23 protein-coding genes, 1 other RNA gene and 1 pseudogene are annotated in these 25,598 nt (G+C 70.1%); 3 read left to right on the forward strand and 22 right to left on the reverse strand.

All coding sequences use genetic code 11. The features are described 5' to 3' along the window. From QZ772_RS05885 to QZ772_RS05980, 20 genes are all read right to left on the reverse strand, one after another. A partial coding sequence (locus tag QZ772_RS05885; protein WP_295523991.1) for a Mur ligase family protein occupies nt 1–1,225 on the reverse strand: 1,225 nt, incomplete at its 3' end. Nucleotides 1,226–1,238: 13 nt separating this feature from the next. Next, nucleotides 1,239–2,417: a phospho-N-acetylmuramoyl-pentapeptide-transferase gene (gene mraY / locus QZ772_RS05890; RefSeq protein ID WP_295523992.1), complete on the reverse strand. Its 1,179-nt coding sequence runs from the start codon at nt 2,415–2,417 to the stop codon at nt 1,239–1,241. 15 nt (nt 2,418–2,432) lie between these two features. Further along, nucleotides 2,433–3,866: a UDP-N-acetylmuramoyl-tripeptide--D-alanyl-D-alanine ligase gene (gene murF, locus QZ772_RS05895; RefSeq protein ID WP_295523993.1), complete on the reverse strand. Its 1,434-nt coding sequence runs from the start codon at nt 3,864–3,866 to the stop codon at nt 2,433–2,435. Next, entirely contained in the window at nt 3,863–5,362 is a 1,500-nt protein-coding gene (locus tag QZ772_RS05900) for a UDP-N-acetylmuramoyl-L-alanyl-D-glutamate--2,6-diaminopimelate ligase (RefSeq protein ID WP_295523994.1), read from the reverse strand. Before QZ772_RS05900 ends, murF begins: the two co-directional genes overlap by 4 nt. Continuing rightward, nucleotides 5,362–7,113 carry a penicillin-binding protein 2 gene (locus tag QZ772_RS05905; protein WP_295523995.1) on the reverse strand — a complete coding sequence of 584 codons (1,752 nt, stop codon included), beginning with the start codon at nt 7,111–7,113 and terminating at the stop codon, nt 5,362–5,364. Before QZ772_RS05905 ends, QZ772_RS05900 begins: the two co-directional genes overlap by 1 nt. Next, nucleotides 7,110–7,454: a cell division protein FtsL gene (gene ftsL / locus QZ772_RS05910; protein ID WP_295524012.1), complete on the reverse strand. Its 345-nt coding sequence runs from the start codon at nt 7,452–7,454 to the stop codon at nt 7,110–7,112. The genes QZ772_RS05905 and ftsL overlap by 4 nt, the downstream gene beginning before the upstream one ends. Further along, entirely contained in the window at nt 7,454–8,464 is a 1,011-nt protein-coding gene (rsmH, locus tag QZ772_RS05915) for a 16S rRNA (cytosine(1402)-N(4))-methyltransferase RsmH (protein WP_295523996.1), read from the reverse strand. Before rsmH ends, ftsL begins: the two co-directional genes overlap by 1 nt. Nucleotides 8,465–8,469: 5 nt before the next feature. After that, a complete protein-coding gene (gene mraZ, locus QZ772_RS05920) occupies nt 8,470–8,904 on the reverse strand; it encodes a division/cell wall cluster transcriptional repressor MraZ (RefSeq protein WP_295523997.1) in 435 nt (144 codons plus the stop codon). A 332-nt stretch (nt 8,905–9,236) separates the two neighbouring features. Beyond that, nucleotides 9,237–10,568, reverse strand: a complete 1,332-nt coding sequence (gene hslU / locus QZ772_RS05925) for an ATP-dependent protease ATPase subunit HslU (protein WP_295523998.1) — start codon at nt 10,566–10,568, stop codon at nt 9,237–9,239. A 21-nt stretch (nt 10,569–10,589) separates the two neighbouring features. Continuing rightward, complete coding sequence (gene hslV / locus QZ772_RS05930) at nt 10,590–11,135, reverse strand: ATP-dependent protease subunit HslV (RefSeq protein WP_295523999.1); 546 nt, start codon at nt 11,133–11,135, stop codon at nt 10,590–10,592. 67 nt (nt 11,136–11,202) lie between these two features. Continuing rightward, nucleotides 11,203–12,795, reverse strand: coding sequence for a hypothetical protein (locus tag QZ772_RS05935; RefSeq protein WP_295524000.1), 1,593 nt, complete (start codon nt 12,793–12,795; stop codon nt 11,203–11,205). 78 nt (nt 12,796–12,873) lie between these two features. Then, nucleotides 12,874–13,491, reverse strand: a complete 618-nt coding sequence (gene dksA / locus QZ772_RS05940; protein ID WP_295524013.1) for an RNA polymerase-binding protein DksA — start codon at nt 13,489–13,491, stop codon at nt 12,874–12,876. A gap of 200 nt (nt 13,492–13,691) precedes the next feature. Continuing rightward, nucleotides 13,692–14,753: a GTP-binding protein gene (locus QZ772_RS05945; RefSeq protein WP_295524001.1), complete on the reverse strand. Its 1,062-nt coding sequence runs from the start codon at nt 14,751–14,753 to the stop codon at nt 13,692–13,694. A gap of 104 nt (nt 14,754–14,857) precedes the next feature. After that, the gene (locus QZ772_RS05950) at nt 14,858–16,060 is read right to left on the reverse strand and encodes a class I SAM-dependent methyltransferase (RefSeq protein ID WP_295524002.1); all 1,203 of its coding nucleotides are present in this window, start codon (nt 16,058–16,060) and stop codon (nt 14,858–14,860) included. Between the two features lie 60 nt (nt 16,061–16,120). After that, nucleotides 16,121–16,519 carry a DUF2306 domain-containing protein gene (locus QZ772_RS05955; RefSeq protein WP_295524003.1) on the reverse strand — a complete coding sequence of 133 codons (399 nt, stop codon included), beginning with the start codon at nt 16,517–16,519 and terminating at the stop codon, nt 16,121–16,123. A gap of 32 nt (nt 16,520–16,551) precedes the next feature. Further along, nucleotides 16,552–17,523 carry a tyrosine recombinase XerC gene (locus QZ772_RS05960; RefSeq protein WP_295524004.1) on the reverse strand — a complete coding sequence of 324 codons (972 nt, stop codon included), beginning with the start codon at nt 17,521–17,523 and terminating at the stop codon, nt 16,552–16,554. After that, nucleotides 17,501–18,091: a YdcF family protein gene (locus tag QZ772_RS05965; protein ID WP_295524005.1), complete on the reverse strand. Its 591-nt coding sequence runs from the start codon at nt 18,089–18,091 to the stop codon at nt 17,501–17,503. The genes QZ772_RS05960 and QZ772_RS05965 overlap by 23 nt, the downstream gene beginning before the upstream one ends. A gap of 32 nt (nt 18,092–18,123) precedes the next feature. Further along, nucleotides 18,124–18,789 carry a DUF484 family protein gene (locus QZ772_RS05970; protein ID WP_295524006.1) on the reverse strand — a complete coding sequence of 222 codons (666 nt, stop codon included), beginning with the start codon at nt 18,787–18,789 and terminating at the stop codon, nt 18,124–18,126. A gap of 99 nt (nt 18,790–18,888) precedes the next feature. Next, the gene (dapF, locus tag QZ772_RS05975) at nt 18,889–19,767 is read right to left on the reverse strand and encodes a diaminopimelate epimerase (RefSeq protein WP_295524007.1); all 879 of its coding nucleotides are present in this window, start codon (nt 19,765–19,767) and stop codon (nt 18,889–18,891) included. Nucleotides 19,768–19,827: 60 nt separating this feature from the next. Beyond that, on the reverse strand, nt 19,828–21,051 hold the full coding sequence (locus QZ772_RS05980; RefSeq protein WP_295524008.1) for an amidohydrolase family protein: 1,224 nt from the start codon (nt 21,049–21,051) through the stop codon (nt 19,828–19,830). Between the two features lie 142 nt (nt 21,052–21,193). On the opposite strand from QZ772_RS05980, the gene QZ772_RS05985 reads away from it, so the two are divergent. Beyond that, the gene (locus QZ772_RS05985) at nt 21,194–22,894 is read left to right on the forward strand and encodes an MBL fold metallo-hydrolase (protein WP_295524009.1); all 1,701 of its coding nucleotides are present in this window, start codon (nt 21,194–21,196) and stop codon (nt 22,892–22,894) included. After that, nucleotides 22,891–23,571: an RNA pseudouridine synthase gene (locus QZ772_RS05990; RefSeq protein ID WP_295524010.1), complete on the forward strand. Its 681-nt coding sequence runs from the start codon at nt 22,891–22,893 to the stop codon at nt 23,569–23,571. Before QZ772_RS05985 ends, QZ772_RS05990 begins: the two co-directional genes overlap by 4 nt. Before the next feature lie 62 nt (nt 23,572–23,633). On the opposite strand, the gene rnpB is transcribed toward QZ772_RS05990, so the two are convergent. Beyond that, an RNA gene (rnpB, locus tag QZ772_RS05995) (RNase P RNA component class A) lies at nt 23,634–23,952 on the reverse strand. Between the two features lie 124 nt (nt 23,953–24,076). Between rnpB and cysK the strand changes: the two genes are divergently transcribed. Then, entirely contained in the window at nt 24,077–24,997 is a 921-nt protein-coding gene (gene cysK, locus QZ772_RS06000; protein WP_295524011.1) for a cysteine synthase A, read from the forward strand. A gap of 23 nt (nt 24,998–25,020) precedes the next feature. Here the strand turns inward: cysK and QZ772_RS06005 are convergent. After that, nucleotides 25,021–25,598: pseudogene (locus QZ772_RS06005) on the reverse strand (succinylglutamate desuccinylase); the annotation flags it as partial.

The following is a 25,598-nucleotide window of genomic DNA, read 5'->3' on the forward strand; positions in this document are numbered from 1 at the left end:
TGCGCAGCGCATCGGCGGGCATCAGGCGCTGCAGGTGGATTTCTTCCTGCACGGCGGCGCCGCGGCGGCGCTTGAGTGTCTCGTCGGCCTCGTGGGCACGCACCAGCCAGGCCAGGCCGTTGACGCGCTCGATGCCGAAGTCGCCGGGACGCTGCGGCAGGTCGGCGCCGAAGGTCACGTGCGCCCGCAGCTGCGGGCGCTGCAGCCGCGCCTTCACCGGCGGGGGCAGCATGCCCATCACCCGGACGTCGTCACGGTTGAGGATCATCAATCCGGTCTGGCCAAAGATGCGCGCCTTGGCGGCGGCATAGGCCTCCATGCCGCCATGCCAGTCCAGGTGATCCTGGGTGACGTTGAGCACCGTGGCGGCGGTGGGCTCGAAGCCCTGCACGCCATCGAGCTGGAAGCTGGAAAGCTCGAGCACCCACACCTGGGGCAGCGTGTCGGCGTCCATGCGCTCGGACAGCGTATCCAGCAGCGAGGGACCGATGTTGCCGGCCACGGCCACGGTCTTGCCGGCGCGCTCGACCAACTGGCCGGTGAGCGCGGTCACCGTCGTCTTGCCGTTGGTGCCGGTGATGGCCAGCACGGCGGGGCGGTAGCCCGGCTCGGGGACGGGCGGCGGTGCGATGGGCAGGGGGGGCGGCGTCTCGTCGAGCGTCTCGTCGTCCGCGGCGGCGTCGTCGGACGGCACTGCCGGGGCCGCGGCTCCGCCGTCGCCGGAGAGTTCAACGGCGATGTCCGCGCCCGTCTCTGCCGCGTCGGCGGACGGCGCAGCCACAGCGATGGCGCCCGCAGCCGCATCGCCGGGCACATCGTGCGCAGCATCTGCCGCCGCGTCGTCCAAGGCGCCGTCTTCATCGGCCGCCGCTTCCGGCGCCACCCGCAGGTCGGCCAGCGCCTGGGCGAACAGGTCCAGCTCGCCACCCACCGGCAGGCCGATGGCGCGCGCGGCATCGACCACCGGTGCGATGGTGGCCGGCGCGAGGCCCGGCGAGCGGTAGACGGCGCGCACCGGCTGGCCCTCGACCAGCGCCGCCGTGAGCGGCCCGCCGACGAAGCGCACCTGCGGCAGCTCGGCGGCCAGCGTGGCCAGCTGCGGCGGCGCCTCACGCGTGTCGGCCACCGTCACATGCGCGCCGTGCCGGGCGCACCAGCGCGCCATGGCCAGGCCCGAGGCGCCCAGGCCCAGGATCAGCACATGCAGGTCGGCGAGATGCTTCATGGTCGTTGCGGCCTCAACGCAGCTTGAGCGTGGACAGGCCCACCAGGCACAGCAGCATGGTGATGATCCAGAAGCGGACCACCACCTGCGTCTCGCGCCAGCCGGACTTCTCGAAGTGATGGTGCAGCGGCGCCATCTTCAGCACGCGCCGGCCTTCGCCGTACTTGCGCTTGGTGTACTTGAACCAGCTCACCTGGGCCATGACCGAGATCGCCTCGACCACGAAGATGCCGCCCATGATGAAGAACACGATCTCCTGACGCACGATCACGGCCACGGTGCCGAGTGCGCCGCCCAGCGCCAGCGCGCCGACATCGCCCATGAAGACCTGCGCCGGATGGGTGTTGAACCACAGGAAGGCCAGGCCCGCGCCCGCCATGGCCGAGCAGAACACCAGCAGTTCGCCCGCGCCCGGAATGGAGGGGAACAGCAGGTAGCGCGAGTACATCGCATTGCCCGTGACATAGGCGAACACGCCCAGCGCCGAGCCCACCATCACCACCGGCATGATGGCCAGGCCGTCCAGGCCGTCGGTGAGGTTCACCGCGTTGCTCGCGCCCACGATCACCAGATACGTGAGGATCACGAAGCCGATGCCGCCCAGCGGATAGCTGATCTCCTTGAAGAAGGGCACGATCAGATTGGTCTTGGGCGGAAAGTCGAGCGCGAAGCCCGAGCGCACCCAGTTGACGAACAGCTCCATCACGCGCCAGTTGGAGCTCTCCGAGATGGAGAACAGCAGGTACACCGCCGCGACCAGCCCGATGATGGACTGCCACATGTACTTCTCGCGCGAGCGCATGCCCTCCGGGTCCTTGTTGACCACCTTGCGCCAGTCGTCCACCCAGCCGATGGCGCCGAAGCCCAGCGTCACCCACATCACGATCCACACGAAGCGGTTGGACAGGTCGAACCACAGCAGCGTGGCGATGGCGATGGCGAACAGCACCAGCACCCCGCCCATGGTGGGCGTGCCGCTCTTGGCCAGGTGCGTCTCCATGGCGTAGCCACGCACCGGCTGGCCGATCTTGAGCGCGCGCAGCCGGCGGATCACCGCCGGGCCGGCGGCCAGGCCCACCACCAGCGCGGTGAGCGCCGCCATCAGCGCGCGGAAGGTGAGGTACTGGAAGACGCGCAGAAAGCCCAGCTCGGGCGACAGCGTCTGCAGCCATTGGGCCAGGCTCATCAGCATGGGCGGGCGTCCGTGTCATGCAGCATGACCGGCCTCCTTGTTGTTGTGCGAGCCGGTGGCATCGGCCACCAGGGCCTGCACCACGCGCTCCATCTTCATGAACCGCGAACCCTTGACGAGCACGCTCGATGCGGCGCCGGCCTGAATCAGCGCCGCGGCGTTGAGGGCCTCGACGGCCTCGAAATGGCGGCCGCCAGCGCCGAAGGCATCCACCGCATGGCGGCTGGCCTCACCCAGGGCGAACAGCGCGTCGATGCCGCGCTGACGGGCCCAGTCGCCGACTTCGGCGTGGAAGCGCGGCCCCTGGTCGCCGACCTCGCCCATGTCGCCCAGCACCAGCAGACGCGGGCCGGGCAGTTCGGCCAGCACGTCGATGGCGGCGCGCACGGAATCGGGATTGGCGTTGTAGCTGTCGTCCACCAGCGTCAGACGGTTGCCATCGGGACGCTGCAGAAGCTGCGCACGCGAACGGCCACCGACCGGTTCGAAGGCCGACAGCCCGGTGCCGATCGCCTCGGCCGTCACGCCGGCGGCCAGCGCACAGGCCGTGGCGGCCAGCGCATTGCGCAGGTTGTGCCGGCCCGGGATGGCCAGGCGGGCCTGCACCATGCCTGCGGGCGTGCGGGCAACGAAGCGCCAGGCCTCGCCGTCCCACTCGGCCTCGGCCAGCGCGACGTCGGCCGCAGGCGATTCGCCGAAGAGCAGGCAGCCTGCACCGGCCGGCACCAGGTCACGCCACAGGTCGGTGTAGTCGTCGCCGTGCGGGAAGACCGCCGTGCCGCCCGCGGTCAACGCCTGCAGCACGCAGCCGTTCTCGCGGGCGACCGCCTCGACGGTGGCCATGAATTCCTGGTGCTCGCGCTGGGCGTTGTTGACCAGCGCCACCGTCGGTCGGGCGATGGCCGCCAGCCGCGCGATCTCGCCCGAATGGTTCATGCCCAGCTCGACCACGGCCAGCCGGTGCGCGGGCCGCAGGCGCATCAGCGTCAGCGGCAGGCCGATCTCGTTGTTGAAGTTGCCCTGCGTGGCCATGCTGGCGCCGGGCGCCGCGGCGCGCAGGATGGACGCGACCATCTGCGTGACGGTGGTCTTGCCATTGCTGCCCGTCACCGCCACCAGCGGCAGCGTGAAGCGGGCGCGCCAGCCGGCGGCGATGGCGCCGAGCGCGGCCAGGGTGTCGGGCACTTCCAGGCCAGACAGGCCCAAGGGCGCCAGCCGGCCCGGCTCGGCCACGGCGGCGATGCCGCCCTGCGCCTGTACCTGCGCCAGGAAGTCATGCGCATCGAAGCGCTCGCCGCGCAGCGCGACGAAGAGGTCGCCCGCGACCAGCGTGCGCGAGTCGGTGTGCACCCGCGCGACCGCGCGGCTGCTCTCACCCACCACGCGCGCACCCAGCACCCAGCCGGCGGCCTCGGACAGAGTGAACAAAGATTCCATCGATGCGTTCATGCCGACCGGCTCCTGGCGGCAAGCGCCGTCTGCGCCTGGGCGCGGTCGGAAAAGGGAAGACGCCGGCCGGCGACTTCCTGGTAGTCCTCATGGCCCTTGCCGGCCAGCAGGACCACGTCCTGGGCCGCGGCTTGGGCAATGGCCTCGGCGATGGCGGCGGTGCGGTCGACGACCACACGGGCCGCATGCGGCGCCGCCAGGCCGGCCACGATCTGGTCGACGATGGCCTGCGGCGATTCGCTGCGCGGGTTGTCGCTGGTGACGACGACACGGTCGGCACCCCGCTCGGCGATGTCACCCATCAGCGGGCGCTTGCCGGGATCGCGATCGCCGCCGCAGCCGAACACGCACCACAGCCGGCCGCCGCGCGACTCGGCGAAGGGGCGCAGCGCGGCCAGCGCCTTCTGCAGTGCATCGGGCGTGTGGGCATAGTCGACCACCACCAGCGGCAGGCCGGCATCCGCCGCCACCACGTCCATGCGGCCGGGCACGCTGCCCAGGCGGGCGCAGGCGGCGGCGGCGGCGCCCAGCGGCAGGCCAAGCGCGCGCAGCGTGCCGATCACGCCCAGCAGGTTGGCGACGTTGTAGTCGCCCACCAGCGTGGTCGAGACCATGGCCTCGGCACCGCCCTGCTCCACCACCTGGAAGCGCAGGCCCTGAGGGCCGTGGCCGGCCTCGCGGGCCGACAGCCGCGCGGGCGCGCCCGTCGCCGAGCAGGTCCACAGCTCGACCAGCGCCGTATCGAGCAGTTCACCCGCGAGCCGGGCGCCCTGGGCGTCGTCGATGTTGACCACGGCCGCGCGCAGCCCCGGCCAGCGGAACAGCTCGGCCTTGGCTGCCCAGTAGGCCGCCATGTCGCCGTGGTAGTCCAGGTGGTCCTGGGTGAAGTTGGTGAAGACGGCCACGTCGAAGTGCAGGCCGTCCAGCCGGCGCTCGGCGATGCCGATGGAGGAGGCCTCCATGGCGCAGGCCTTCACGCCCTGGCCGAGCAGATCGCGCAGCGCGCGGTGCAGCGTCACCGGATCGGGCGTGGTGAGGCCGTTGTAGTCGACGGCCGGCGGCACGCCGATGCCCAGCGTGCCGGCGACGGCGCAAGGGCCGAAGGCGCTGCCTTCCAGCGCCTGCGCCAGCCACCAGGCGGTCGAGGTCTTGCCGTTGGTGCCGGTCACGGCCAGCAGCGTCATCGCGTCGGCCGGCCGGCCGCACCACGCCGCGGCGATGGGGCCGGTCGCGGCCTTGAGCCCCTCGTAGGCTGCCACGGCGGGTTCATCGCCGAAATCGAAGACCTCGCTGCCCTGCGCTTCGACCAGGCAAGCCACGGCGCCCTGGGCCAGCGCCCCGCGCACGAAGCGGCGCCCGTCGGTGGCGGCACCGGGCCAGGCGATGAAGCCGTCGCCCTCGCCCACGGCGCGGCTGTCCACCTGCAGTTGTCCGCGCACGCGTGCGGACAGCCAGGCGGCGGCCTCGTCGGGGGAATGGAGACGGTGCAAGGCCATCAGAAGCTCTCGTCCACGCCCTGCGTCAGCACCAGCGGCTTGACGGCCAGGTCGGGCGGCACGTTCATCATGCGCAGCGTCTGCTGCACCACTTCGCTGAACACCGGGCCGGCCACCGTGCCGCCGTAGAAGTTGCCGTCGCTCGGCTCGTCGATCATGACGCCGACGATGATGCGCGGCTTGTCGATGGGCGCCATGCCGGTGAACCAGCCACGGTACTTGCCTGCCGCGTAGCCTTTGCCGACCTGCTTGCGCGCCGTGCCCGACTTGCCGCCCACCGAGTAGCCCACGGTCTGTGCCAGCTGACCGGTGCCGCCGGGGCCGGCGGCCATCTGCAGCATCTTGCGCACGGCCGCGGCGGTGGAAGGCGAGAACACGCGCACGCCCGGCGGCTCGTCGCTGCTCTTGAGCATGGTCAGCGGCAGCACCTTGCCGTCGTGCGAGAAGGCGGTGTACGAATGGCACATCTGCAGCAGCGAGGCCGACAGGCCGTAGCCATAGGCCATGGTGGCCTGCTCGACGGGCTTCCAGGTCTTCCAGGGCCGCAGGCGGCCAGGCGCCGCGCCGGGGAAGGTGATCTGCGGCTTCTGGCCGTAGCCCAGCGCGGTGTAGGTGTCCCACATCTCGCTGGGGCTCATCTTCTGCGCGATCTTCAGGGCGCCGACGTTGCTGGACTTCTGGATCACGCCCTCCACCGTCAGCACGCCGTAGTTGTGGGTGTCGCTGATGGTGAAGCCGCCGATCTGGTAGCGGCCGGGCGTGGTGTCGATGATGGTGCTGGGCTTGACGCGCCCGGCCTCCAGCGCCATGGCCACGGTGATGGGCTTCATGGTCGAGCCGGGCTCGAAGGTGTCGGTGATGGCGCGGTTGCGCAGTTGCTCGCCCGTGAGGTTGCGGCGCTTGTCGGGCACATAGCTCGGATAGTTGGCCAGCGCCAGCACTTCGCCGGTCACGGCGTCCAGCACCACCACGCTGCCGGCCTTGGCCCGGTGCTTGGTCACGGCGTCGCGCAGCTTCTGGTAGGCGAAGAACTGCACCTTGGAGTCGATCGAGAGCTGGATGTCCTTGCCGTCCAGGGGCGGCACGCGCTCGCCCACGCCCTCGACCACGCGACCGAGGCGGTCCTTGATCACCCGCTGCGAACCGGGCCTGCCGCCCAGGTCCTTGTCGAAGGCGAGCTCGATGCCTTCCTGGCCGTGGTCCTCGACGTTGGTGAAGCCCACCACATGCGCGGCGGATTCGCCCTCGGGGTACTGGCGCTTGTATTCACGTGTCTGGTAGAGGCCCTTGACGCCCAGCGCCGCGATCTCCTTGGCGATGGGCTCATCGACCTGGCGCTGGATCCAGACGAAGCTCTTGTCCTCGTCGGCCAGCTTCTTGTCCAGGTCCTGCGGCTTCATGCCCAGCAGCTGTGCCACCCGGCGCAGCTTGGTGCGGGTGTCGGGGTCGTTGCGGTCGATGTCCTCCGGAATGGCCCACACGCTGGGGGCGATGACGCTGGAGGCCAGGATCAGGCCGTTGCGGTCCAGGATGCGGCCGCGGCTGGCGGGCAGCTCGATGGTGCGGGTGAAGCGGACCTCACCCTGGCGCTGGAAGAAGTCCTGCCCGATCACCTGCACATAGGCCGCACGGCCGGCCAGCACCACGAAGCCGAGCGCGATGGCGGCCACGATGAACTTGCTGCGCCAGACGGGCGTCTTGCTCGCCAGCAGCGGGCTGGTGGTGTAGCGAACGGAAGGACCGCGGCTCATCGCGTGCTCCTGGCTGCAGCGGCCGGGGCGCCGGCGGGCACGACGGGCGGCGCCGGCGGCACCGCGGGGATCACCGTGCCGTCGGCCCGCACATACAGCGTGATGGCGGGCGTGGTGGTGCGCATCTTGAGCTTGTCCTTGACCAGCGACTCGATGCGCAGGGGCGTGGCCTGGGCGCGGCGCTCGACCTGCAGGCGCTCGTATTCGGTTTCCAGCGTGCGGGCCTCCGCCTGCGCGCGGTAGTACTGACCATAGAGCTGGCGCGACTGGTACTGGGTGTGCACCAGCAGCAGCGCCGTGCCGATGACGGCCAGCAACAACAGCAGATTGAGCCGGGTGATCATGAACGTTGCCCCCATGCTCGGCGCTGCGCGTCCTCGCTGCCCCCCGAGGGGGCGCTGGCTTGCTTGGGGCGGCCCGGCGCGTCGCCGAGCACCTCCGTGCGCTCGGCCACGCGCAGGATGGCGCTGCGCGCCCGCGGATTGGCCGCCACTTCCTCGGCCGACGGCTTGATGCGCTCGAGCGCGCGCAGCTTCATGGGCTTGGGCGCGGCGAAGGGCGCGCGGCGGTCGTAGACCTCCTTGGAATGCTCGGCGATGAACTGCTTGACGATGCGGTCTTCCAGCGAATGGAAGCTGATCACCGCCAGCCGGCCGCCCGGCGCCAGCACCGACAGGCTGGCGCTCAGCGCCTGTTGCAGCTCTTCAAGCTCGGCGTTGATGAAAATCCGAAGAGCCTGAAATGTGCGCGTTGCAGGGTTCTGGCCCGGCTCGCGGGTTTTGACCGCGCCAGCCACGAGCTCGGCCAGCTCGGCGGTGGTTGAAATTGCGCCCCGTTCTTGTCGGCGAGCAGCAATCGCCTTTGCAATCTGAACAGCAAACCGTTCTTCGCCATAGTCACGGATCACCTCTGCAATCTGCTGTGGTTCGGCTGTGGCCAGCCAGTCGGCCACGCTCTGGCCGCGCGTGGGATCCATGCGCATGTCGAGCGGGCCGTCCAAACGAAAAGAAAAACCCCGGGCGGGGTTGTCGATCTGGGGGGAGCTGACACCGAGGTCCATCAGGACCCCGGCCACACTGCCGGGTGGCAGCTCCCCCAGGTGGGCGAAGCCCTGGTGCCGGATGGAGAAGCGCGGATCCGCGATCTCCCTGGCCTGCGCCACCGCCTCCGGGTCCTTGTCGAAGGCCACGAGGCGCGCGCCGGGCGCCAGCCGCTGCAGCAGGAGCCGCGAATGGCCGCCGCGACCGAAGGTGGCGTCCACGAAGGTGCCGTCCGCGGGCGGTGTGTCACCCAGCACGGCGGTCACGCCCTCTTCGAGCAGGACGGTGGTGTGGAGGAAGGATGCAGCCATGGCGGTCACAGCTTGAGCATCCGGGCCGCTTCGGAGTTGCGGATGTTCTCCATCATCTCCGCAGCTTCCTTGGCCTGGTAGGCCGTCTTGTCCCACAGCTCGAAGCGGTGACCCACGCCCAGCAGCAGCACGTCGCGGGTGATGCCCGCCAGCTCACGCAGCTCCGGCGAGATCAGCACGCGGCCGGTGCCGTCGAGCTCTACGTCGGAGGCACTGCCCAGGTAGAAGCGCTTGAGCCATTGCTCGGAGGACGGCAGGGCCGCAAGGCTGGCCCGCGCCTCTTCCCACACCGGGCGGGGATACAGGTTCAAGCCGCCATCCGGGTTGCGCGTGACCGTGATCTGACCACCGGCTTCCGTGCGCAGGGCGTCCAGATACCGGGCCGGCATCGACAGCCGCCCCTTGGCATCCAGATTCAGCGATGACGTGCCCTGAAACACGAGCCCATGACTCCCGAAAAAGCGGCCGGCGAACTGCCGGGTAGGACGTGGCCTCACCCACGATTTCCCACTTTCCTGCACTTTTTTGCACTGTAGCAGGAAACATCTGCCTCTCCAGGCCTGTTACGAGCTATTTTTTGTAATGGAATCAAGGACTTAGAGCACAACTTTCCCGCTACTTTCTCTGTATTTTTCCTTGCTGATTAAGCACTTAGCTATCACAGTGGATGTTCCGCGTGAGCTGGTGTAGGCCCCGGCCTTCGCCAAAAGGCCACGGCCCGGGTTGTTGCCAACCCGGGCCGTCAAACTGTCGAGAAGTGTTGAGGGCGCGCTCAGAGAATGAAGCGCGACAGATCCTCGTCCTTGCTGAGCATGTCCAGCCGCGCATCGACGTAGGTCGCGTCGATGCTCACCGTCTGGCCGGACAGCTTGGCCGCATCGAAGCTCACCTCGTCCAGCAGCCGCTCCATCACGGTCGACAGGCGCCGGGCACCGATGTTCTCGGTGCGCTCGTTCACTTCGAAGGCGATGGTCGCCAGCCGGGTGATGCCGTCGGGCGTGAAGGCGAGCGTCACGCCTTCTGTGGCCAGCAGCGCCTCGTACTGTTTGACGAGGGAGGCGCGGGTCTGCGTGAGGATGCTTTCGAAATCCGCCACCGACAGCGACTGCAGCTCGACGCGGATCGGCAGGCGGCCCTGCAGCTCCGGGATCAGGTCGCTGGGCTTGGCCAGGTGGAAGGCGCCGCTGGCGATGAACAGGATGTGGTCGGTGCGCACCACGCCGTACTTGGTGGTGACGGCGGTGCCTTCCACCAGCGGCAGCAGGTCACGCTGCACGCCCTGGCGCGACACGTCGGCACCCTGGGCCTCGCTGCGGGTCGCCACCTTGTCGATCTCGTCGATGAAGACGATGCCGTTCTGCTCGGCGTTGACCAGCGCCTGGGCGCGGATCTCCTCCTCGTTCAGCAGCTTGCCGGCCTCTTCCTCGGTGAGCATGCGCAGCGCCTCGGCGATCTTGAGCTTGCGTGTCTTGCGCCGGCCCTGGCCCAGCTGGCTGAACATGCCGCGCAGCTGCTCGGCCATCTCTTCCATGCCGGCGGGGCCCATGATCTCCATCTGCGGCCGGGCCTCGGCCACCTCGATCTCGATCTCCTTGTCGTCCAGCTGCTTCTCTCGCAGTTTCTTGCGGAAGGCCTGGCGGGTGGCGTTGCCGCCTTCGGCGGCCGCAGCCTTGCCTTCGGCGTCGCGGGCGGCGGGCAGCAGCGCGTCGAGGATGCGTTCCTCGGCGGCGTCCTCGGCGCGCACCCGCACCTTCGCCACCTCGGCCTCGCGCGTGCGCTTGATCGAGACCTCGGCCAGATCACGGATGATCGAATCCACGTCCTTGCCCACGTAGCCGACCTCGGTGAACTTGGTGGCCTCGACCTTGATGAAGGGCGCATCCGCCAGCCGCGCCAGACGGCGGGCGATCTCGGTCTTGCCCACGCCGGTGGGGCCGATCATGAGGATGTTCTTGGGCGTGATCTCCGGCCGAAGCTTCTCGTCGACCTGCTGCCGGCGCCAGCGGTTGCGCAGCGCGATCGCCACGGCCCGCTTGGCCTCCTTCTGGCCGACGATGTGGTTGTCCAGCTCGGACACGATTTCCTGGGGGGTCATGGCGGACATCGGGTTCCTATCCATCAAGGGTCAGAGCACTTCCACGGTGTGGTGCATGTTGGTGTAGATGCACAGCTGCCCGGCGATCTCCAGCGACTTGCGCACCACATCCTCTGCGGACAGCTCGGTGTTCTCGACCAACGCCTTGGCCGCCGAGTGGGCATAGGCGCCGCCCGAACCGATGGCCACGATGCCCTGCTCGGGCTCCAGCACGTCGCCATTGCCGGTGATGATGAGCGAGGTGGTGCGGTCGGCCACCGCCAGCATGGCCTCCAGGCGGCGCAGCACGCGGTCGGTGCGCCAGTCCTTGGTCAGCTCGATGGCGGCGCGGCTGAGGTGACCCTGGTGCTTCTCCAGCTTGGCTTCGAAACGCTCGAACAGGGTGAAGGCATCGGCCGTGGCACCCGCGAAGCCCGCCAGCACCTTGCCCTGGTACAGCCGGCGCACCTTGCGCGCCGAGCCCTTGAAGACGATGTTGCCCAGCGTCACCTGACCGTCGCCGCCGATGGCGACCTGATCGCCCTGCGGCGTGCTGCGGCGCACGCTGACGATGGTGGTTCCATGAAATTGTTCCATCGCAGGAACATGGGGTCGGTACCGGGTGGCGCAAGGGCGCCACGACCTTTTTTTCGACCGCTCAGGCTCAGGCGGCGCGCGGGACGACCGCCGCGCAGCGGTCGACACCGGTCAGCCTCAGGAACTCGGCCAGCACGCCATGCACTTGCAGCAGCCGCAGGCCTGGTCGCGCGCCGAGTCTGGCGCGTAGCGCCTCAGCCGCCGCCAAGTCCATGCGAACGAGCGCGGTGCAATCGATCTCGGGGGCCGCACCGGCCCGATCCAGGGCCTCTTCGATCCGCTGCCAGGCGAGGCTGTCGGCACCGGCCAGTTCGCCCGCGAGGAAGGCGCCCCGCACGGCCACAGGCTCCGCCAGCGCAGCCCGCCCAGTGGGCACGGCAGCGTCCCCCATCTCGGCCACGGTGCCGTGCGGTGGCTGCCACGAAGGCGGCGTGATCTCGTAGGTGATGCAGTAGTTGAGCGCCACCAGCTCGAAGTCGTCCAGCCGGTTCAGCAGGCGCAGCACGGCCAGCCGCAGACTCCACCATCCTGCGTCGACCCCGCGCTCGCCCAGGGGCGTTGCCGCGTCCAGCACCTGGAGCAGGCGCTCGGCCCCCAGGAAGCCCATCTGCACGGGCGACAGCGCCCAATGGGTGACCAGCGTGGTGAGCGGTTGCACCGCATCGGACTCGATCTGGCCCAGACCTCGCCAGTCCAGCCGCCAGACACTGCCCTTGGCCCGCGACAGGGCCTGCGTCAGCGCCAGCAGGGCGGGACGGTCCAGCCGTGCGGGAGCCTGCCAATCGGCGTCCGCGCGCGCGTCCAGGCGCTGCGCCACCTCGCCCGTGCGCGCGTCGCGCGCCAGCGCGCGCAGCGACACCCAGGCCGGCATCGGTCGGCCGAAACGCTCCGCATAGGGTGGAGCCGCTTCGGCAAAGCGCTCGGCATCGCCCGTGGCCCGGTAGAAGTCGAGCAATGCTCGCCAGGTCTGCTGCTGGTCGGCAAAGGCGCTGCCGGGCACCAGCGCCTGCCGCAGTGCGCTTTCGGCCCCTGCATCGTCGCCCTGTGCAAAGCGGACGGCCGCCTCTTCGAGCGGCGTGTCGAAGGCCAGACGCGGCGTTGCGGGGGCTTCGGTGTACTGCACGGCCGCGGGCGGCAGCAGGGCCTCGGGCGGCTGCGGCGCCACGGCCGCGCGCGGCGGCTGGAGATCGGTCGGCAGCACCGGCGCCGTGTCGGCATAGGCACGCGCATGGTGCTCGGCCAGCGATGCGTCGACCGGTTGTGCGCTCCCAGGCGCGGTGTCGGTGCCGCCGGGAGCGGTCGCCGCGGATTCGGAGGTCCACCACTGCTGCGACATCTGCGCCTCGATCTCGTCGATCTTGCGCAGGGTGAGCGCACGCCGGTCGGTCATGCGGTCGCTGGAGGGCAGCGACGAGGTGATGTTGCCCGGGTCCTCGGTGGTGCCCCGCTGGCGCAGCTTGCGCAGCATGTCGAATTCGCGTCGGCGCACGAAGTCGTTGCGCTGACGCCGCTCCATCAGTTCCTTGAGTGCCTCCCGGCTGTAGCCGAGGTCGGAGGCACCCGCGCCCGACGCGCCCTCGAGCTCGGACCAGTCCTTGAGCGGGTTCCTCACGAACTTGGCGACCTTGGAAAACAGGCCTCCCGCGTCGTCCTTGGACATGCCCCGTGGTGAGAGAGAAAGGTTGAAGGCTTGCGGCCCGGGGACGGACCGGGTCCGTCCCGGTCCGTCGCGGCGGACTCAGTCGCCGAACATCTTCTGCTTGAGCTCGCGGCGCTGCTGCGCCTCGAGCGAGAGCGTGGCCGTCGGGCGGGCCAGCAGGCGACCGACGCCGATGGGTTCGCCGGTCTCGTCGCAGTAGCCGTAGTCGCCAGCATCGATGCGGGCGATGGACTGCTCGATCTTCTTGAGCAGCTTGCGCTCGCGGTCGCGGGTGCGCAGCTCCAGGGCGTGCTCTTCCTCGATGGTGGCGCGGTCGGCGGGATCGGGCACCACCACGGTGTCCTCGCGCAGGTGCTCGGTGGTCTCACCGGCGTTGTCGAGGATGCCCTGCTTGAGCTGCTGCAGCTTGAGCTTGAAGTAAGCCAACTGCGTGTCGTTCATGTACTCGCTGTCGGGCATCGCGATGACTTCGGCATCGGTCAACGCTTCGACCGGCTTGGTCTTCCAGTTGTTCGCGAGCTTGGGGTCCTTCTTGACGGACAGGAGGGGCGGGGGAACGAGGGCCGTGGACATGGTCGTTGAGAAACTGGCCTTGGGGGCGGTGGAGGCCACCGCCTGAGGCATGGACGGAACGGTCAATTGCGACAACCGGGCCGAAGGACGCGCCCGCGGAGGCAGTGCATCGGGGGACGGCACTGCATCGGCGGCGACCGGCGTCTTGGCATCGAGGTCGGCGCTGGCCGGGGCGGTTTTCTTCACGTGGCGGGCTCCTTCACTGGCTGCGGTCTTCCCTGCCTGACGGGCAGCGCCGAGGGTGGCGGTCCGCAACAGGCGCGCGATTGTATAGAGAAAGCACCTTGTAAAAAGGTGACGGCGATTGGCCTAGCGCGAACGTCCTACACCAGGCATTGATCCAAGCCCTGCTCCAGGATGTCGCGCGGCAGATCGATGCCGATGAACACCATGCGGCTCTCGCGCGTCTCGCCCTCACCCCACTCGGGGCCGAGGTCGCTGCCCATGAGCTGGTGCACGCCCTGGAAGATGACCTTGCGCTGGGTGCCGTTCATGTCGAGCACGCCCTTGTAGCGCAGCATGCGCGGACCGTAGATGTTGACGATGGCGCCCAGGAAGTCCTCCAGCCGCGCCGGATCGAAGGGCCGCGTGGCACGGTAGACGAAGCTCTTGACGTCGTCGTCCACGTGGTGGTGATGGCCGTGGCCATGTTCGTGCTGGTGCGAAGGGTGGTCGCAGTGCTCGCCATGTTCGTGGTCATGGTCGTGGTGCGCGTGGTCGTGGTCGTCCGCCTTCAGGAAGTCGGGGTCGATGTCGAGCTTGGCATTGAGGTTGAAGCCGCGCAGGTCGAGCACCTTGGCGATAGCCACCTCGCCGAAGTGCGCCTTCTCGATGGGCGCGCGCGGGTTCATGTGCTTGAGGCGGTGGATCAGCGCGTCGGTGTCCTCGGCGCTCACCAGGTCGGTCTTGGACAGGAAGATCTGGTCGGCGAAGCCCACCTGACGGCGCGCCTCCTGCCGGTCGTTGAGCTGCTGCGCGGCATGCTTGGCATCGACCAGCGTGACGATGGAGTCGAGCAGGTAGCTCTCGGCGATCTCGTCGTCCATGAAGAAGGTCTGGGCCACGGGGCCGGGGTCGGCCAGGCCGGTGGTCTCGATGATCACGCGGTCGAAATCGAGCAGGCCCTTGCGGCGCTTGGCGGCCAGCAGCTGCAGCGCCTCGCGCAGGTCCTCGCGGATGGTGCAGCAGACGCAGCCGTTGCTCATCTGCACGATCTGCTCCTTCGATTCCGTGACCAGGATGTCGGAGTCGATGTTCTCCTCGCCGAACTCGTTCTCGATGACGGCGATCTTGTGGCCGTGCGACTCGGTCAGCACGCGCTTGAGCAGGGTGGTCTTGCCGGAGCCGAGGAAGCCGGTGAGGATGGTGGCGGGAATGAGGGCCATGGAAACGCTCCGGGAATGTCGGGGGACGACGGGGACAACGGGAAGGGGCGAAAGTTTAGGCTGGCGGCAAAGACTCGGCCGGCCGGCGCTCTTTGCAGGTGCGGCTACTTGCGCACCACCACCAGGCCCTTGAGGTACTCGCCCTCGGGGAACTCGATGGTCATGGGATGGTCCGGCGCGGCGCCCAGGCGTTCGGCGATGTAGCCGTCCACGCCTGCGTCGATGCCGGCCGAGGCCACGATCTTGTGGAACAGGTCGGCGCCGATGCCACCCGAGCATGAGAAGGTCAGCAGCACGCCGCCCGGCGGCAGCAGCTTGAGGGCCAGCCGGTTGATGTCCTTGTAGGCGCGGGCGGCCCGGTCCGCATGCGCCACCGTGGGCGCGAACTTGGGCGGGTCGAGCACGATGGCGTCGAACCGCCGACCCTCCTCGATGAAGCGGCGCAGCGTCTGGTTGACGTCGGCATCCAGGAACTGCGCGTTGGCCGCCTCGAAGCCGTTCAGCGCCAGATGCGCCCGTGCCCGGTCCAGCGCCGGCTGCGACGAATCGACGGACACCAATTCGGCGCCCTCCAGCACCCCGGCCGCCGCCAGCCCCTGCGCTGCGGCGACGGTGAAGCCGCCGGTGTAGCAATAGCAGTTCAGCACGCGGGCGAAGCGCCGGTGCCGCGCCAGCTCCGAAAAGCGACGGCGACTGTCGCGCTGGTCGAGGTAGAAGCCTGTCTTGTGGCCGGTGGCCACGTCCAGGCTCAGGCGCCAGCCGTGCTCCTGGATGGTGATCTCGGTCGGGCCTTCGCCGCGCAGCCAGCCACTGACCGCAGGCAGCCCCTCGCGCTCGCGGCCACTGGCGTCCGAGCGTTCATACAGCTTCGTCAGGCCGGTGGCGGTCAGCAGCGCGTCGGCCAGCACCGCCTTCCAGCGTTCGACGCCGGCCGACAGGAACTGCGCCACCAGCGTGTCGCCGTAGCGATCCACGATCAGGCCGGGCAGACCATCGGCCTCGCCATGCACCAGGCGCTGGCCGTCGCTGGCGATGTCGAACAGTCCGCGCGCCCGCACGGCGGCCTGGCAACGGGCGGCGAAGAAGGCGGCGTCGATGCGCTGCCCCTCGTCGAAGCTCCAGGCGCGGGCGCGGATCTTGGAGGCCGGGCTGCAGGCCGCCCAGGCCAGAAAATGGCCGTCGTGCGATTCGATGCGCACCGTCTCGCCCGCGTCGCCGCCGCCCTTGGCGATGGCGGCATCGAAGATCCAGGGATGGCGGCGCTGGAGCGACCGCTCCTTGCCGGGCTTGAGGCGGAGTGTTTTCATGGGCCGCCTATTGTCGCGGCGACCCCTTGCCCACTCTTGGCTCCGGCAAAGGCAACGCCTTCAACGCACCCAGATCAGATCGCCGAGATAGCGGCCGGGCAACAGCGTGAATGCGCCGGTCACCAGGCAAGCCCCGACGTAGGTCCCGACCATCGTGCCCTGGTGGGCCGCGATCTGCCCACGCAGCAAAAAGCGAAAGGCCAGAAACATGGCGGCCCAACTGACGGGAACCAGCAGATGAATCCATGTATAGCCAGCAACGTTGGGCATTGCATGGTCTCGGATGAACAGAGCGGAAAGTCCCGTCATGATCATCAAGGTGACCCATGCGTAGCCGAAGGCGCGATGAATGCGCGGGTGGGGCGGTCGCCTCCAACGCGCCAAGATGGCCACCGGCCCCAGAAAAAACGCGCCCGCTGCGCAGGCGAGATGCACGGCAATCACCGGCGTCATCTTCATGTCGAGACCCTCCCAGGCACGATTCTTCGAACTCAATCCTCGCTGTCGCCCCGCGCGTGCGCCCGGGGGTGGGCAGCATCATAGATTTTTGCCAGGTGCTGGAAGTCCAGCCGCGTGTAGATCTGGGTGGTCGAGATGCTGGCGTGGCCCAGCAGTTCCTGCACCGCACGCAGGTCGCCGCTGGACTGCAGCAGGTGGCTGGCGAAGGAGTGGCGCAGCATGTGCGGATGCACCGGCGCGGCCACGCCGGCCTGGATGCCGCGGGCGCGCAGCATCTGCCACACGGCCTGCGGCCCGAAGCGGCCGCCGCGCAGGCCGACGAAGAGTGCGGGCGAATCGACCGGCCGCAGCCCGCGCTGTTCCAGCCAGGCGCCCACCGCCTGCACGGCGGGGCCGCCCATCGGCACGCTGCGCCGCTTGCCGCCCTTGCCGAGCACATGCACCTCGGCAGAGGGCAGATCGAGCCAACCACGGGCCTCGGCGGAAGGATCGCGGTCCAGGCCGGTGAGCTCGCTCACGCGCAGGCCGCAGCCGTAGAGGAGTTCGACGATGGCGCGGTCGCGGGCCTCGGTCCAGGCATCGGCCTCGGGTTGCTGGTGCTCGGCCAGGCGCACAGCATCGTCCACGCCCAACGCCTTGGGCAAGGGCCGCGGCGCCTTGGGCGCATGCACGTCCTGCACCGGGTTGCCCGGCACCAGGCCCTCGCGGCCCAGCCAGCGGTAGAAGCTGCGCCAGCACGACAGCACCAGCGCGATGCCGCGCGGCGCCCGGCCCGCGCCGTGCAGCTGGGCCGTCCAGCGGCGGATGTGGGCGGTCGCCACCCGCTGCAGCGGCAGGCCGGCATCGGCTGCGCGCTGCAGCAGCTCGGCCAGGTGCAACGCATACAGCTCGACGGTGCGCTCGGCCAGGCGACGCTCCACCCGCACATGAGCGAGGTAGCGGTCGACCAGCGCGCGGTCGGCGTCGGCCTCGGACGAAGGATCAGTAGTCACCACGCAGGGCATTGTTGACCACGGCCGCCACCTCGCGCACGGCAGCGCGGGCGGCGCGGTCCCAGCGCCGGCAGGGCACGGGCGCCGCGGCGTACTGCACCTCGAAGGCGGATTCGAAGCCGGCGCCGCGCGCCAGCTGCCGGGTGCGCCAGAGGTGCGAGGGCTCGGTGACGACGATCACGCGCCGCGCACCGGCGGCTTCAAGTACGGGCCGCGAGAGCCGCAGGTTCTCGCGCGTCGACTGCGAGGCGGACTCGCGCAGCACCGGGCCGGTGTAGCCCGCCGCGCGGGCCAGGGCCTCCATGGCCTCGGCCTCGATGCGGCCATCTTCATGGTCGACGCCGCCGCTCATCACCAGCAGCTTCACGCGGCCCGCTTGCGCGAGCGCCACCGCGGCATCGACACGCGACGCAAGGCAGGGATTGGGCGCGCCGTCGATGAAGGCCCGGTTGCCCAGCACCAGGGCCGCGTCGGCATCCTTCGCGGGCGGGTTCGCCAGCACGTGCGCGCCGTGCCGCGTCACCATGACATGGATCGCCGCGCCAGCCATCAGACCCAGGGCGGAAAGGATGAGCCCCACCCGACGCCATCCTCCGGCGTGCGTCCGGCGCCTCAAGCGCGCAGACGGGACAGGGCGGCCGACGCCAGCTGGGCGATGCGCTCCAGGAAGTCGGTGCCCATCTCGGCGTTGTAACGCTGCGGATCGGGCGAGGCCAGCACCAGCAGGCCGAAGGCCGGCGCATCGGCCGCGGTGCGCAGCGGGATCAGCGCCAGCGACTGCGCCTGCTGCGGCTCGTTGAGCCAGGCCGTCGCCTCGAAGCCGGCGTTCAGGCCGATATAGGGCGTGGTCAGCGAGGTGGCCAGGGCCTTCACGTCCTCGCTCACACCCTGGGCGTAGCCCTCGCCGGCGTAGGCCGGATCCAGGTCCCAGAGCTTGATGGCCGTCTGCGGCACCATGAACTGCTGGTGCAGGCCCTTGATGATTTCCCACGGCAGGCCGCGCAGATCGCGCCAAGTGAGCAGCGACAGCGTCCAGCGCTGCAGCCGGTCGGCCGTGACCACGTTCTCGGTGCCGTGGCGCACCATGTCCATGATGCGATGCTCCAGCGCCTTGATCTTCTCGCGCAGCATCTCGGCCTGGCGCTCCTGCAGGCTGACGGCGCGCTGGCCGTGCGGACTGGTCAGTTGCACCTCGGCCAGCAGTTGGGCGTGGCGCTCGAAGAAGTCGGGCGTGTTGGCCAGGTAGTTGGCGATGTCGTCTTCGGTGATGGGATTCATGGCGGTGTGCGGTCGGTCAACCGGTGCGGGCGAAAGGCGGCGCACCGGAAAGAGGAAGGATGAGAAAGGGTCAGGCGGTGCGAAGGCGGTTGCAGCGCATCAGAGCTCGTCCGGCACCTCGATCTCGCCCGCGAAGACGGTGACGGCAGGACCGGTCATCAGCACGGGGTCGGCCTCGCCGCCGGCCCATTCGATGGTGAGGATGCCACCGCGGGTTTCGACATCGACGCGGTGGTCCAGCCGCCCGAGGCGGATGCCGGCCACCACGGCGGCGCAGGCGCCCGTGCCGCAGGCAAGCGTCTCGCCGGCGCCGCGCTCGAACACGCGCAGGCGCACATGGGTGCGGTCCACCACCTGCAGAAAGCCGGCGTTGACCCGCTGCGGAAAGCGCGGATGGTGCTCGATGCGCGGGCCCTGCTCGGCCACCGGTGCCGTCTCGACGTCGTCCACGAGCTGCACGGCATGCGGGTTGCCCATGGAGAGCACGGCCACCGCCACAATGGGCTCGTCGGCCTTGGTGGAGAGGGCCAAGTGCCATGTGTGCCAACCGCCGTCGGGCTGCGGATCGAGGCCGGCGGTGTCGAAGGGCACGCGGCCCGGCTCGAAGACCGGCGGGCCCATGTCGACGGTGACGCGGCCGTCGTCGTTCATGCGCGGGGCGATCACGCCCGACAGCGTCTGCACCCGCACCACCGCCTTGTCGGTCAGGCCGCGCTCGCGCACGAAGCGCATGAAGCAGCGCGCGCCGTTGCCGCACTGCTCCACCTCGCCGCCATCGGCGTTGTGGATGACGTACTGGAAGTCCACGCCCGCGGCGGGTGAGGGCCGCACGCTGAGGATCTGGTCGGCGCCGACGCCGAAGTGGCGGTCGGCCAGGAATCGGTACTGGCCGGGCGTCAGGCCCAGGGGGCCGGCGGTCTCGTCGAGCACGACGAAGTCGTTGCCCGCGCCCTGCATCTTGGTGAAGCGGATTCGCATCGGCGGATTATCGGCGTCGGGATGGCGTCACAGGACCGGCGCGGACATGGCTGCAGCGGTCTATTCGCCGGGTAGCCCGGGGACCAGCCGGCCATCGCGCGCGACGATCCGTCCGCCAGCCACCACCAGCCGGCGCGTCGGCTGGGCCACCACCGCTTCTGCCACCGTCTCGGCTTCGACCAGCACCAGGTCGGCGCGGCAGCCGGGCGCCAACCCATGCGCCGCGAAGCCGCAGGCCCGCGCGCCCCTGGCGGTGACACAGTCCAGCGCCTGCTCGACCTCATCGTCGCGGCGCAGGTTGTAGCGCAGGCCGATCTGCATGGCGCGCGCCAGCATGTCGGGGCTGCCGTAGGGCGTCCAGGTGTCGCGGATGCCGTCGTTGCCGCCGGCCACCGTCACGCCGGCAGCGCGGGCGGCCAGGAGGGGCGGCACGGACCGCGAGGGCGGCGCGCTGGTGATGAGCGCCACATCCAGCTCGGCCAGCCGCGACAACAGGGTCTGCACCTCGGCCGCGGGAAGGTCGCCCAGGCAGAAGGCATGGCTCACCGCGACGCGGCCCTGCATGCCGAGGGCGGCGGTGCGATCCAGGATCAGGCCGAGCGAGAAGCCGCCCATGGCGCACGGCTCGTGCAGGTGGATGTCCAGCGGCTTTCCATGGCGCTCGGCCAGGCCGAACAGCACGTCCAGCGAGCGCACCGGGTCGCCGTCGATGGCGCAGGGGTCCAGCCCGCCCAGCACGTCCGCGCCCTCGGCGAGGGCGGAATCCAGCAGTTCGGCCGTGCCGGGCCGCCCGAGCAGTCCGGACTGCGGAAAGGCCACCGTCTGGATCTGAAGCCAGGGCGCGAGCGCCGCCACCGTCTGCTGCACGCCGACCAGGTGGCGCAGGCCGGCCTGGGTGTCGATGTCCACATGGGTGCGCAGTCGCGTGGTGCCGGCGGCCAGGAAAGCGCGCGCCAGCCGCATCGACTGGGTGGCGGCGTCGTGGCCGCTGGCCGCGCGGAATTCGCGCTCGTTGTCGATACGTTCGATCAGCCGGCTGCCGACGGCGTTGCGGTACCAGGGCAGGCCCCAGAGCGTCTTGTCGAGGTGGGTGTGCGACTCCACCAGCCCCGGCAGCAGCAGGGCACCGCCGCCCTCCTCTTCCGGCGTGCCGGCGGGTGGGGCGAGTCCGGGGCCGATCGCGGCGATCCGCCCCTCCTGCACCAGCACATCGACCGCAGCGCCACCCATCGGCCGCACGCGGCGCAGCAACCAGGGCGCGTCCGTGGCACGGGTCAGATCCATCCGGCTCTCCTCGGCCCTCATCGCGCGGCGGCAGCCCGGGTATGCCGCCCGGCTTCGGGGCAAAGCGGACATCATGCCATTGCGCTGACAAAGCCGCGACGACCGCCATGCGCGCATCGACCGCGCTGCTGATAATGCGCCGATGCCCCGGCTCTCCCAGCAACTCCATCCCCCGCGCGAACCGGCGCCTGCGCGTGCGGCCGCCACCGTGCTGTTGCTGCGCGACACCGAGCTGGGCATGGAGGTGCTGATGACCCGGCGCTCCCCGACGGCCAGCTTCGCCCCGGGTGCCTACGTGTTCCCGGGCGGCCGCGTGGACGACGAGGACACGGAAACCCGACGCATCGCGCTGCGCCGCCGCACCCAGCCCCGCGTGCAGCTGACGCACGCCATCGCTGCCGTGCGCGAAGCCTTCGAGGAACTGGGCGTGCTGCTGGCCGAGCATGCCGACGGCCGCCCGGTGAGCGCCGCCGAGGTCGCGGCCATGGACCGCAGCACCCCGCCCGCCGTGCCTTTCGCGCAGCAATGCGCACAGCGCGGCCTGCGCCTGGCCACCGACCGCGTGTTCTCCTTCGCGCACTGGATCACCGACCGCGATCTGCCCAAGCGTTTCGACGTGCTCTTCCTGGTGGCGCGCATGCCGCCCGGGCAGACACCGCAGGCCGACGAGGCCGAGCAGTTCGAGCCCAGCTGGGTCCGTCCGGCGGATGCGCTGGAGCGCCATGCCGCCGGCCGCTTCGACATCATCTTCCCCACCATCCGCACGCTGCAGCGGCTGGCCACCTTCGCCAACGTGCACGCCGTGCTCGAAGCCTGTGCGGGCGAACGCCCGTTGTGGAGCAGTTGCCCCCGCGCCGGCCTGCTCAAGGGCGAGGAAGCGCGCTACATGGAGCACGAGTCGCCCTACGGCGAGCTGGCCCTGGTCTGCCCCGACGGCCAGATCGGCCATGCGCTCGACTGGCAGCACGAGGCGCCCGTGCCGCTGCTGCGCAACGTCCAGCGCCTGACGGCGCCCAACAGCAGCGTGATGACGGGCCCCGGCACCAACAGCTACATCGTGGGCGACAGCGACAGCGGCTATGTCGTGATCGACCCGGGCCCCAACGACTTCGACCACATCGGCCGGCTCTGGCGCGCCACGCGCGGCGACATCCGCGCCATCGTCTGCACCCACTCGCATGCGGACCATTCGCCCGGCGCGCAGCCGCTGCAGGCGCTGTGCGAGAAGCGGCCACCCATCCTCGGCCTGCCCTCGGCGCCCACCGCCCGGCCCACGGCGCGCTTCACGCCTGACCGGGCGCTGGGCGATGGCGAAAGCCTCAAGCTCGAAGGCGCCCCGGCCGACGACGGCAGCGGCCAGCGCATCACGCACACGCTGCGCGTGATCCACACGCCGGGCCACGCCGCCAACCACCTCTGCCTGGTGCTGGAAGAAGACGGCCTGCTCTTCTCCGGCGACCACATCCTCAACGGCAGCACCACGGTGATCGATCCGCCGGACGGCAACATGAGCGACTACCTGGAGTCGCTGGACCGGCTGGACGAGGCCTGCGCCGCCTTCCATGTCGAGCACATCCTGCCGGCGCACGGCTACGTGCTGGGCACGGCGCGCACCGCCATCGCGCGGCTCAAGGCGCACCGGCTGCAGCGCGAGGCCAAGATCGCGGCCGCCATGCGCAAGAAGCCCACCGGTACACCGCAGGACTGGCTGGAGATCGCCTACGCCGACACCCCGCGCCACCTGTGGCCCGTGGCCGCGCGCTCGCTGGAGGCGCATGTGGAGCGCATCCTGGTGCGCGCTTCCGAGCCGGCGCCGCAACCCTCCCGCTTCGATCCCGAATGAGCGGCGAACGACTGGCCAAGCGCGTGGCCGCCCTGCGCGGCTGCTCGCGCCGCGATGCCGAACTGCTGATCGCCCAGGGTGCCGTGCGCGTCGATGGGGCGCCGGCCGTGGCGCCGCAGCAGCGCGTCACGCCAGACCAGCAGGTGGAGGTCGACGAAGGCGCCCAGCCGCGGCCCCTGCCCCCGGCCACGCTGCTGTGGCACAAGCCGGCGGGGGTGCCGGCCGACGCCCAGGATTGGGCCATCGACCAGCGCGTGGACGTCCATCCGCAGGCGCCCACGGCGCCGGGCCTGTTCATGCAGCAGCATTGCGCCGCCGCGCTGGGCGATGCGGCCAGCGGCCTGGTCGTGCACACGCAGGTGCGCGGCGTCTGGCGCCGGCTGGTGGACGAGGCTGCGCTGGTCGAGCACGAGTTCCTGGCCGAGGTGCAGGGCGAACCGCAGCCGGCGCAACTGGCGGCGCTGCGTCCCGCCGCCGCCAGTCTCGCGCGCCAGGGCGGCGGCACCACAGGGCTGCGGCTGGTGATCGGCGGCGCCGACGCCCACCGCATCGCCGAGCTGTGCGACCGCGCGGGACTGCGGCTGGTCGGCCTGCGCCGGCTGCGCATCGGCCGCGTGCCGCTGGCAGGACTGGCACCGGGACAGTGGCGGCTGCTGCGGGCGAGCGAGCGGTTCTAGCGCGCCCAACGACCGCCACAAAGACGAAACGCCAGCAAGCTGGCGTTTCGAGAGGGTGTAAGTTGTGAAGCGCGCCGATACGCCGGATTCTGTGCACCGCGGTTGCCCGCGATGTGACCGCCATCTGTCTGGGCCGCCGGTCACCCGGACGGCTCAATGCTACCTACCCGTGAACTCAGCGGGCCGCCTCGACGTTCACCTACTTGGTATTGCTGCGCGCAGAGATTGCCCGTTTCACCCGAACTGAATCGGCTCGTCTCTGTTGCTCTGATCCTCACCTCGCGATGGGGAGCCGTTAGCTCCTGCGCTGCCCTGTGCAGTCCGGACGTTCCTCCAGTGCCGCCTTTCGGCGATTGCACCAGCGGCGGTCTGGCGTGCTTCACGGCCGCGATTATCCGTGATCGCCGCGGCGGCAAAGCCGCCGACAGCAGCCTGCCACCGAATCTCGCCACAATGGCCCGTTCCATTCCTGTCCGCCCGAACCTTCCAAGGAGATGACGACGCCATGAAAGCCAGCAGCATCCTCGACACCATCGGCCGCACGCCGCACGTGCGCATCAACAAGCTCTTCGGCAATGCCACGCAGCAGGTGTGGATCAAGTCCGAGCGTGGCAATCCGGGCGGCTCGATCAAGGACCGCGTCGCCCTGGCCATGATCGAGGACGCCGAGAAGTCCGGCGCGCTCAAGCCGGGCGCCACCATCATCGAGCCCACCTCGGGCAACACCGGCGTGGGCCTGGCCATGGTGGCGGCCGTCAAGGGCTACAAGCTGGTGCTGGTGATGCCCGAGAGCATGTCCATCGAGCGCCGCCGCCTCATGCTGGCCTACGGCGCCAGCTTCGACCTGACGCCCAAGGAAAAGGGCATGAAGGGCGCCATCGCCCGCGCCGAAGAACTGGTGGCCAGCACGCCCGGCGCGTGGATGCCGCAGCAGTTCAACAACCCGGCCAATGTCGACGTGCATGTGCGCACCACCGCCGAGGAGATCGCGGCCGACTTCCCCGACGGCATCGACGCGATCATCACCGGCGTGGGCACCGGCGGCCACATCACCGGCTGCGCGCAGGTGCTCAAGAAGAAGTGGCCGAAGCTCAAGGTCTTCGCGGTCGAGCCCGTGGCCTCGCCCGTGCTGTCGGGCGGCAGCCCGGCACCGCACCCGATCCAGGGCATCGGCGCCGGCTTCGTGCCGCAGATCATGAAGACCGACCTGCTCGACGGCATCATCCAGGTCGACGCCGAGCCGGCCCGCGAGATGGCCCGCCGCTGCGCCCGCGAGGAAGGCATGCTGGTCGGCATCTCCTCCGGCGCCACCCTGGCCGCCATCGCGCAGAAGCTGCCCGAGCTGCCGGCCGATGCGGTGGTGCTGGGCTTCAACTACGACACCGGCGAGCGCTACCTGTCGGTGGAGGGCTTCCTGCCGGCCTGAGGGCCAAGCGGCCGGCCGATCCGTCAGGCCGGCGCCAGGCGCTCGCGGCGGGCGAAGCGCACCACGGTCACCCCCGCCCGCGCCTGGCGGGCCGTGGGCATGACCAGCACGCAATCGTCATAGGGGGTGCGCACGAGCTCCCCATCGTTGTCCCCGATCACGGTGCCCGCCACGGGGACGAGCGGCAGGCCGGCGAAGTCGCCGATGAACCGGAAGCGCTCACTGCGCGCCACGACCGGGCCGGTGACATGCAAGGCCCACTGCTGCTGCGCGTCCGGCTGGCGCCAGCCCCGCAGCAGCGGCGCCGCCGCGTCGCGCGGCAGCGTACCGGCCAGGTCCAGAAAGCGCACGCACTGGTCACGCGCCACCACCACGCTTGCGGGGTCGCCATGGAAGCCGCATTCGATGAGCAGGGAACGGGTGTCGGGATGCTGCGCATCGGCGGCTCCGAAGCGGCCGAAGTCGCGCATGCGCACACCGTCCTGGTGACCGGCGTCCACCACCACATGCTCTGGCGCCCGCATCTGCCGCGCCAGCGCCAGGTTGCGCGGCTGCAGGCCGACCAGCGCCAGCGCAGGGCCGGGCTCATGCATGGAGTGCA

This window comes from uncultured Pseudacidovorax sp., from assembly GCF_913773995.1.
Taxonomy (GTDB): domain Bacteria; phylum Pseudomonadota; class Gammaproteobacteria; order Burkholderiales; family Burkholderiaceae_C; genus Xenophilus.

Bases quoted from the DNA above. Each gene is read 5' to 3' on its own strand.
- dapF (WP_295524007.1), bottom strand. From the start codon at position 19,767: ATGCGAATCCGCTTCACCAAGATGCAGGGCGCGGGCAACGACTTCGTC.
- QZ772_RS05950 (WP_295524002.1), bottom strand. From the start codon at position 16,060: ATGAAAACACTCCGCCTCAAGCCCGGCAAGGAGCGGTCGCTCCAGCGC.
- murF (WP_295523993.1), bottom strand. From the start codon at position 3,866: ATGAACGCATCGATGGAATCTTTGTTCACTCTGTCCGAGGCCGCCGGC.
- QZ772_RS05900 (WP_295523994.1), bottom strand. From the start codon at position 5,362: ATGGCCTTGCACCGTCTCCATTCCCCCGACGAGGCCGCCGCCTGGCTG.
- QZ772_RS05935 (WP_295524000.1), bottom strand. From the start codon at position 12,795: ATGTCCAAGGACGACGCGGGAGGCCTGTTTTCCAAGGTCGCCAAGTTC.
- rsmH (WP_295523996.1), bottom strand. From the start codon at position 8,464: ATGGCTGCATCCTTCCTCCACACCACCGTCCTGCTCGAAGAGGGCGTG.
- QZ772_RS05985 (WP_295524009.1), top strand. From the start codon at position 21,194: ATGCCCCGGCTCTCCCAGCAACTCCATCCCCCGCGCGAACCGGCGCCT.
- QZ772_RS05905 (WP_295523995.1), bottom strand. From the start codon at position 7,113: ATGAGCCGCGGTCCTTCCGTTCGCTACACCACCAGCCCGCTGCTGGCG.
- QZ772_RS05955 (WP_295524003.1), bottom strand. From the start codon at position 16,519: ATGAAGATGACGCCGGTGATTGCCGTGCATCTCGCCTGCGCAGCGGGC.
- hslU (WP_295523998.1), bottom strand. From the start codon at position 10,568: ATGTCCGCCATGACCCCCCAGGAAATCGTGTCCGAGCTGGACAACCAC.
- QZ772_RS05970 (WP_295524006.1), bottom strand. From the start codon at position 18,789: ATGAATCCCATCACCGAAGACGACATCGCCAACTACCTGGCCAACACG.
- QZ772_RS05960 (WP_295524004.1), bottom strand. From the start codon at position 17,523: ATGCCCTGCGTGGTGACTACTGATCCTTCGTCCGAGGCCGACGCCGAC.
- cysK (WP_295524011.1), top strand. From the start codon at position 24,077: ATGAAAGCCAGCAGCATCCTCGACACCATCGGCCGCACGCCGCACGTG.
- mraY (WP_295523992.1), bottom strand. From the start codon at position 2,417: ATGCTGATGAGCCTGGCCCAATGGCTGCAGACGCTGTCGCCCGAGCTG.
- QZ772_RS05945 (WP_295524001.1), bottom strand. From the start codon at position 14,753: ATGGCCCTCATTCCCGCCACCATCCTCACCGGCTTCCTCGGCTCCGGC.
- hslV (WP_295523999.1), bottom strand. From the start codon at position 11,135: ATGGAACAATTTCATGGAACCACCATCGTCAGCGTGCGCCGCAGCACG.
- QZ772_RS05980 (WP_295524008.1), bottom strand. From the start codon at position 21,051: ATGGATCTGACCCGTGCCACGGACGCGCCCTGGTTGCTGCGCCGCGTG.
- QZ772_RS05990 (WP_295524010.1), top strand. From the start codon at position 22,891: ATGAGCGGCGAACGACTGGCCAAGCGCGTGGCCGCCCTGCGCGGCTGC.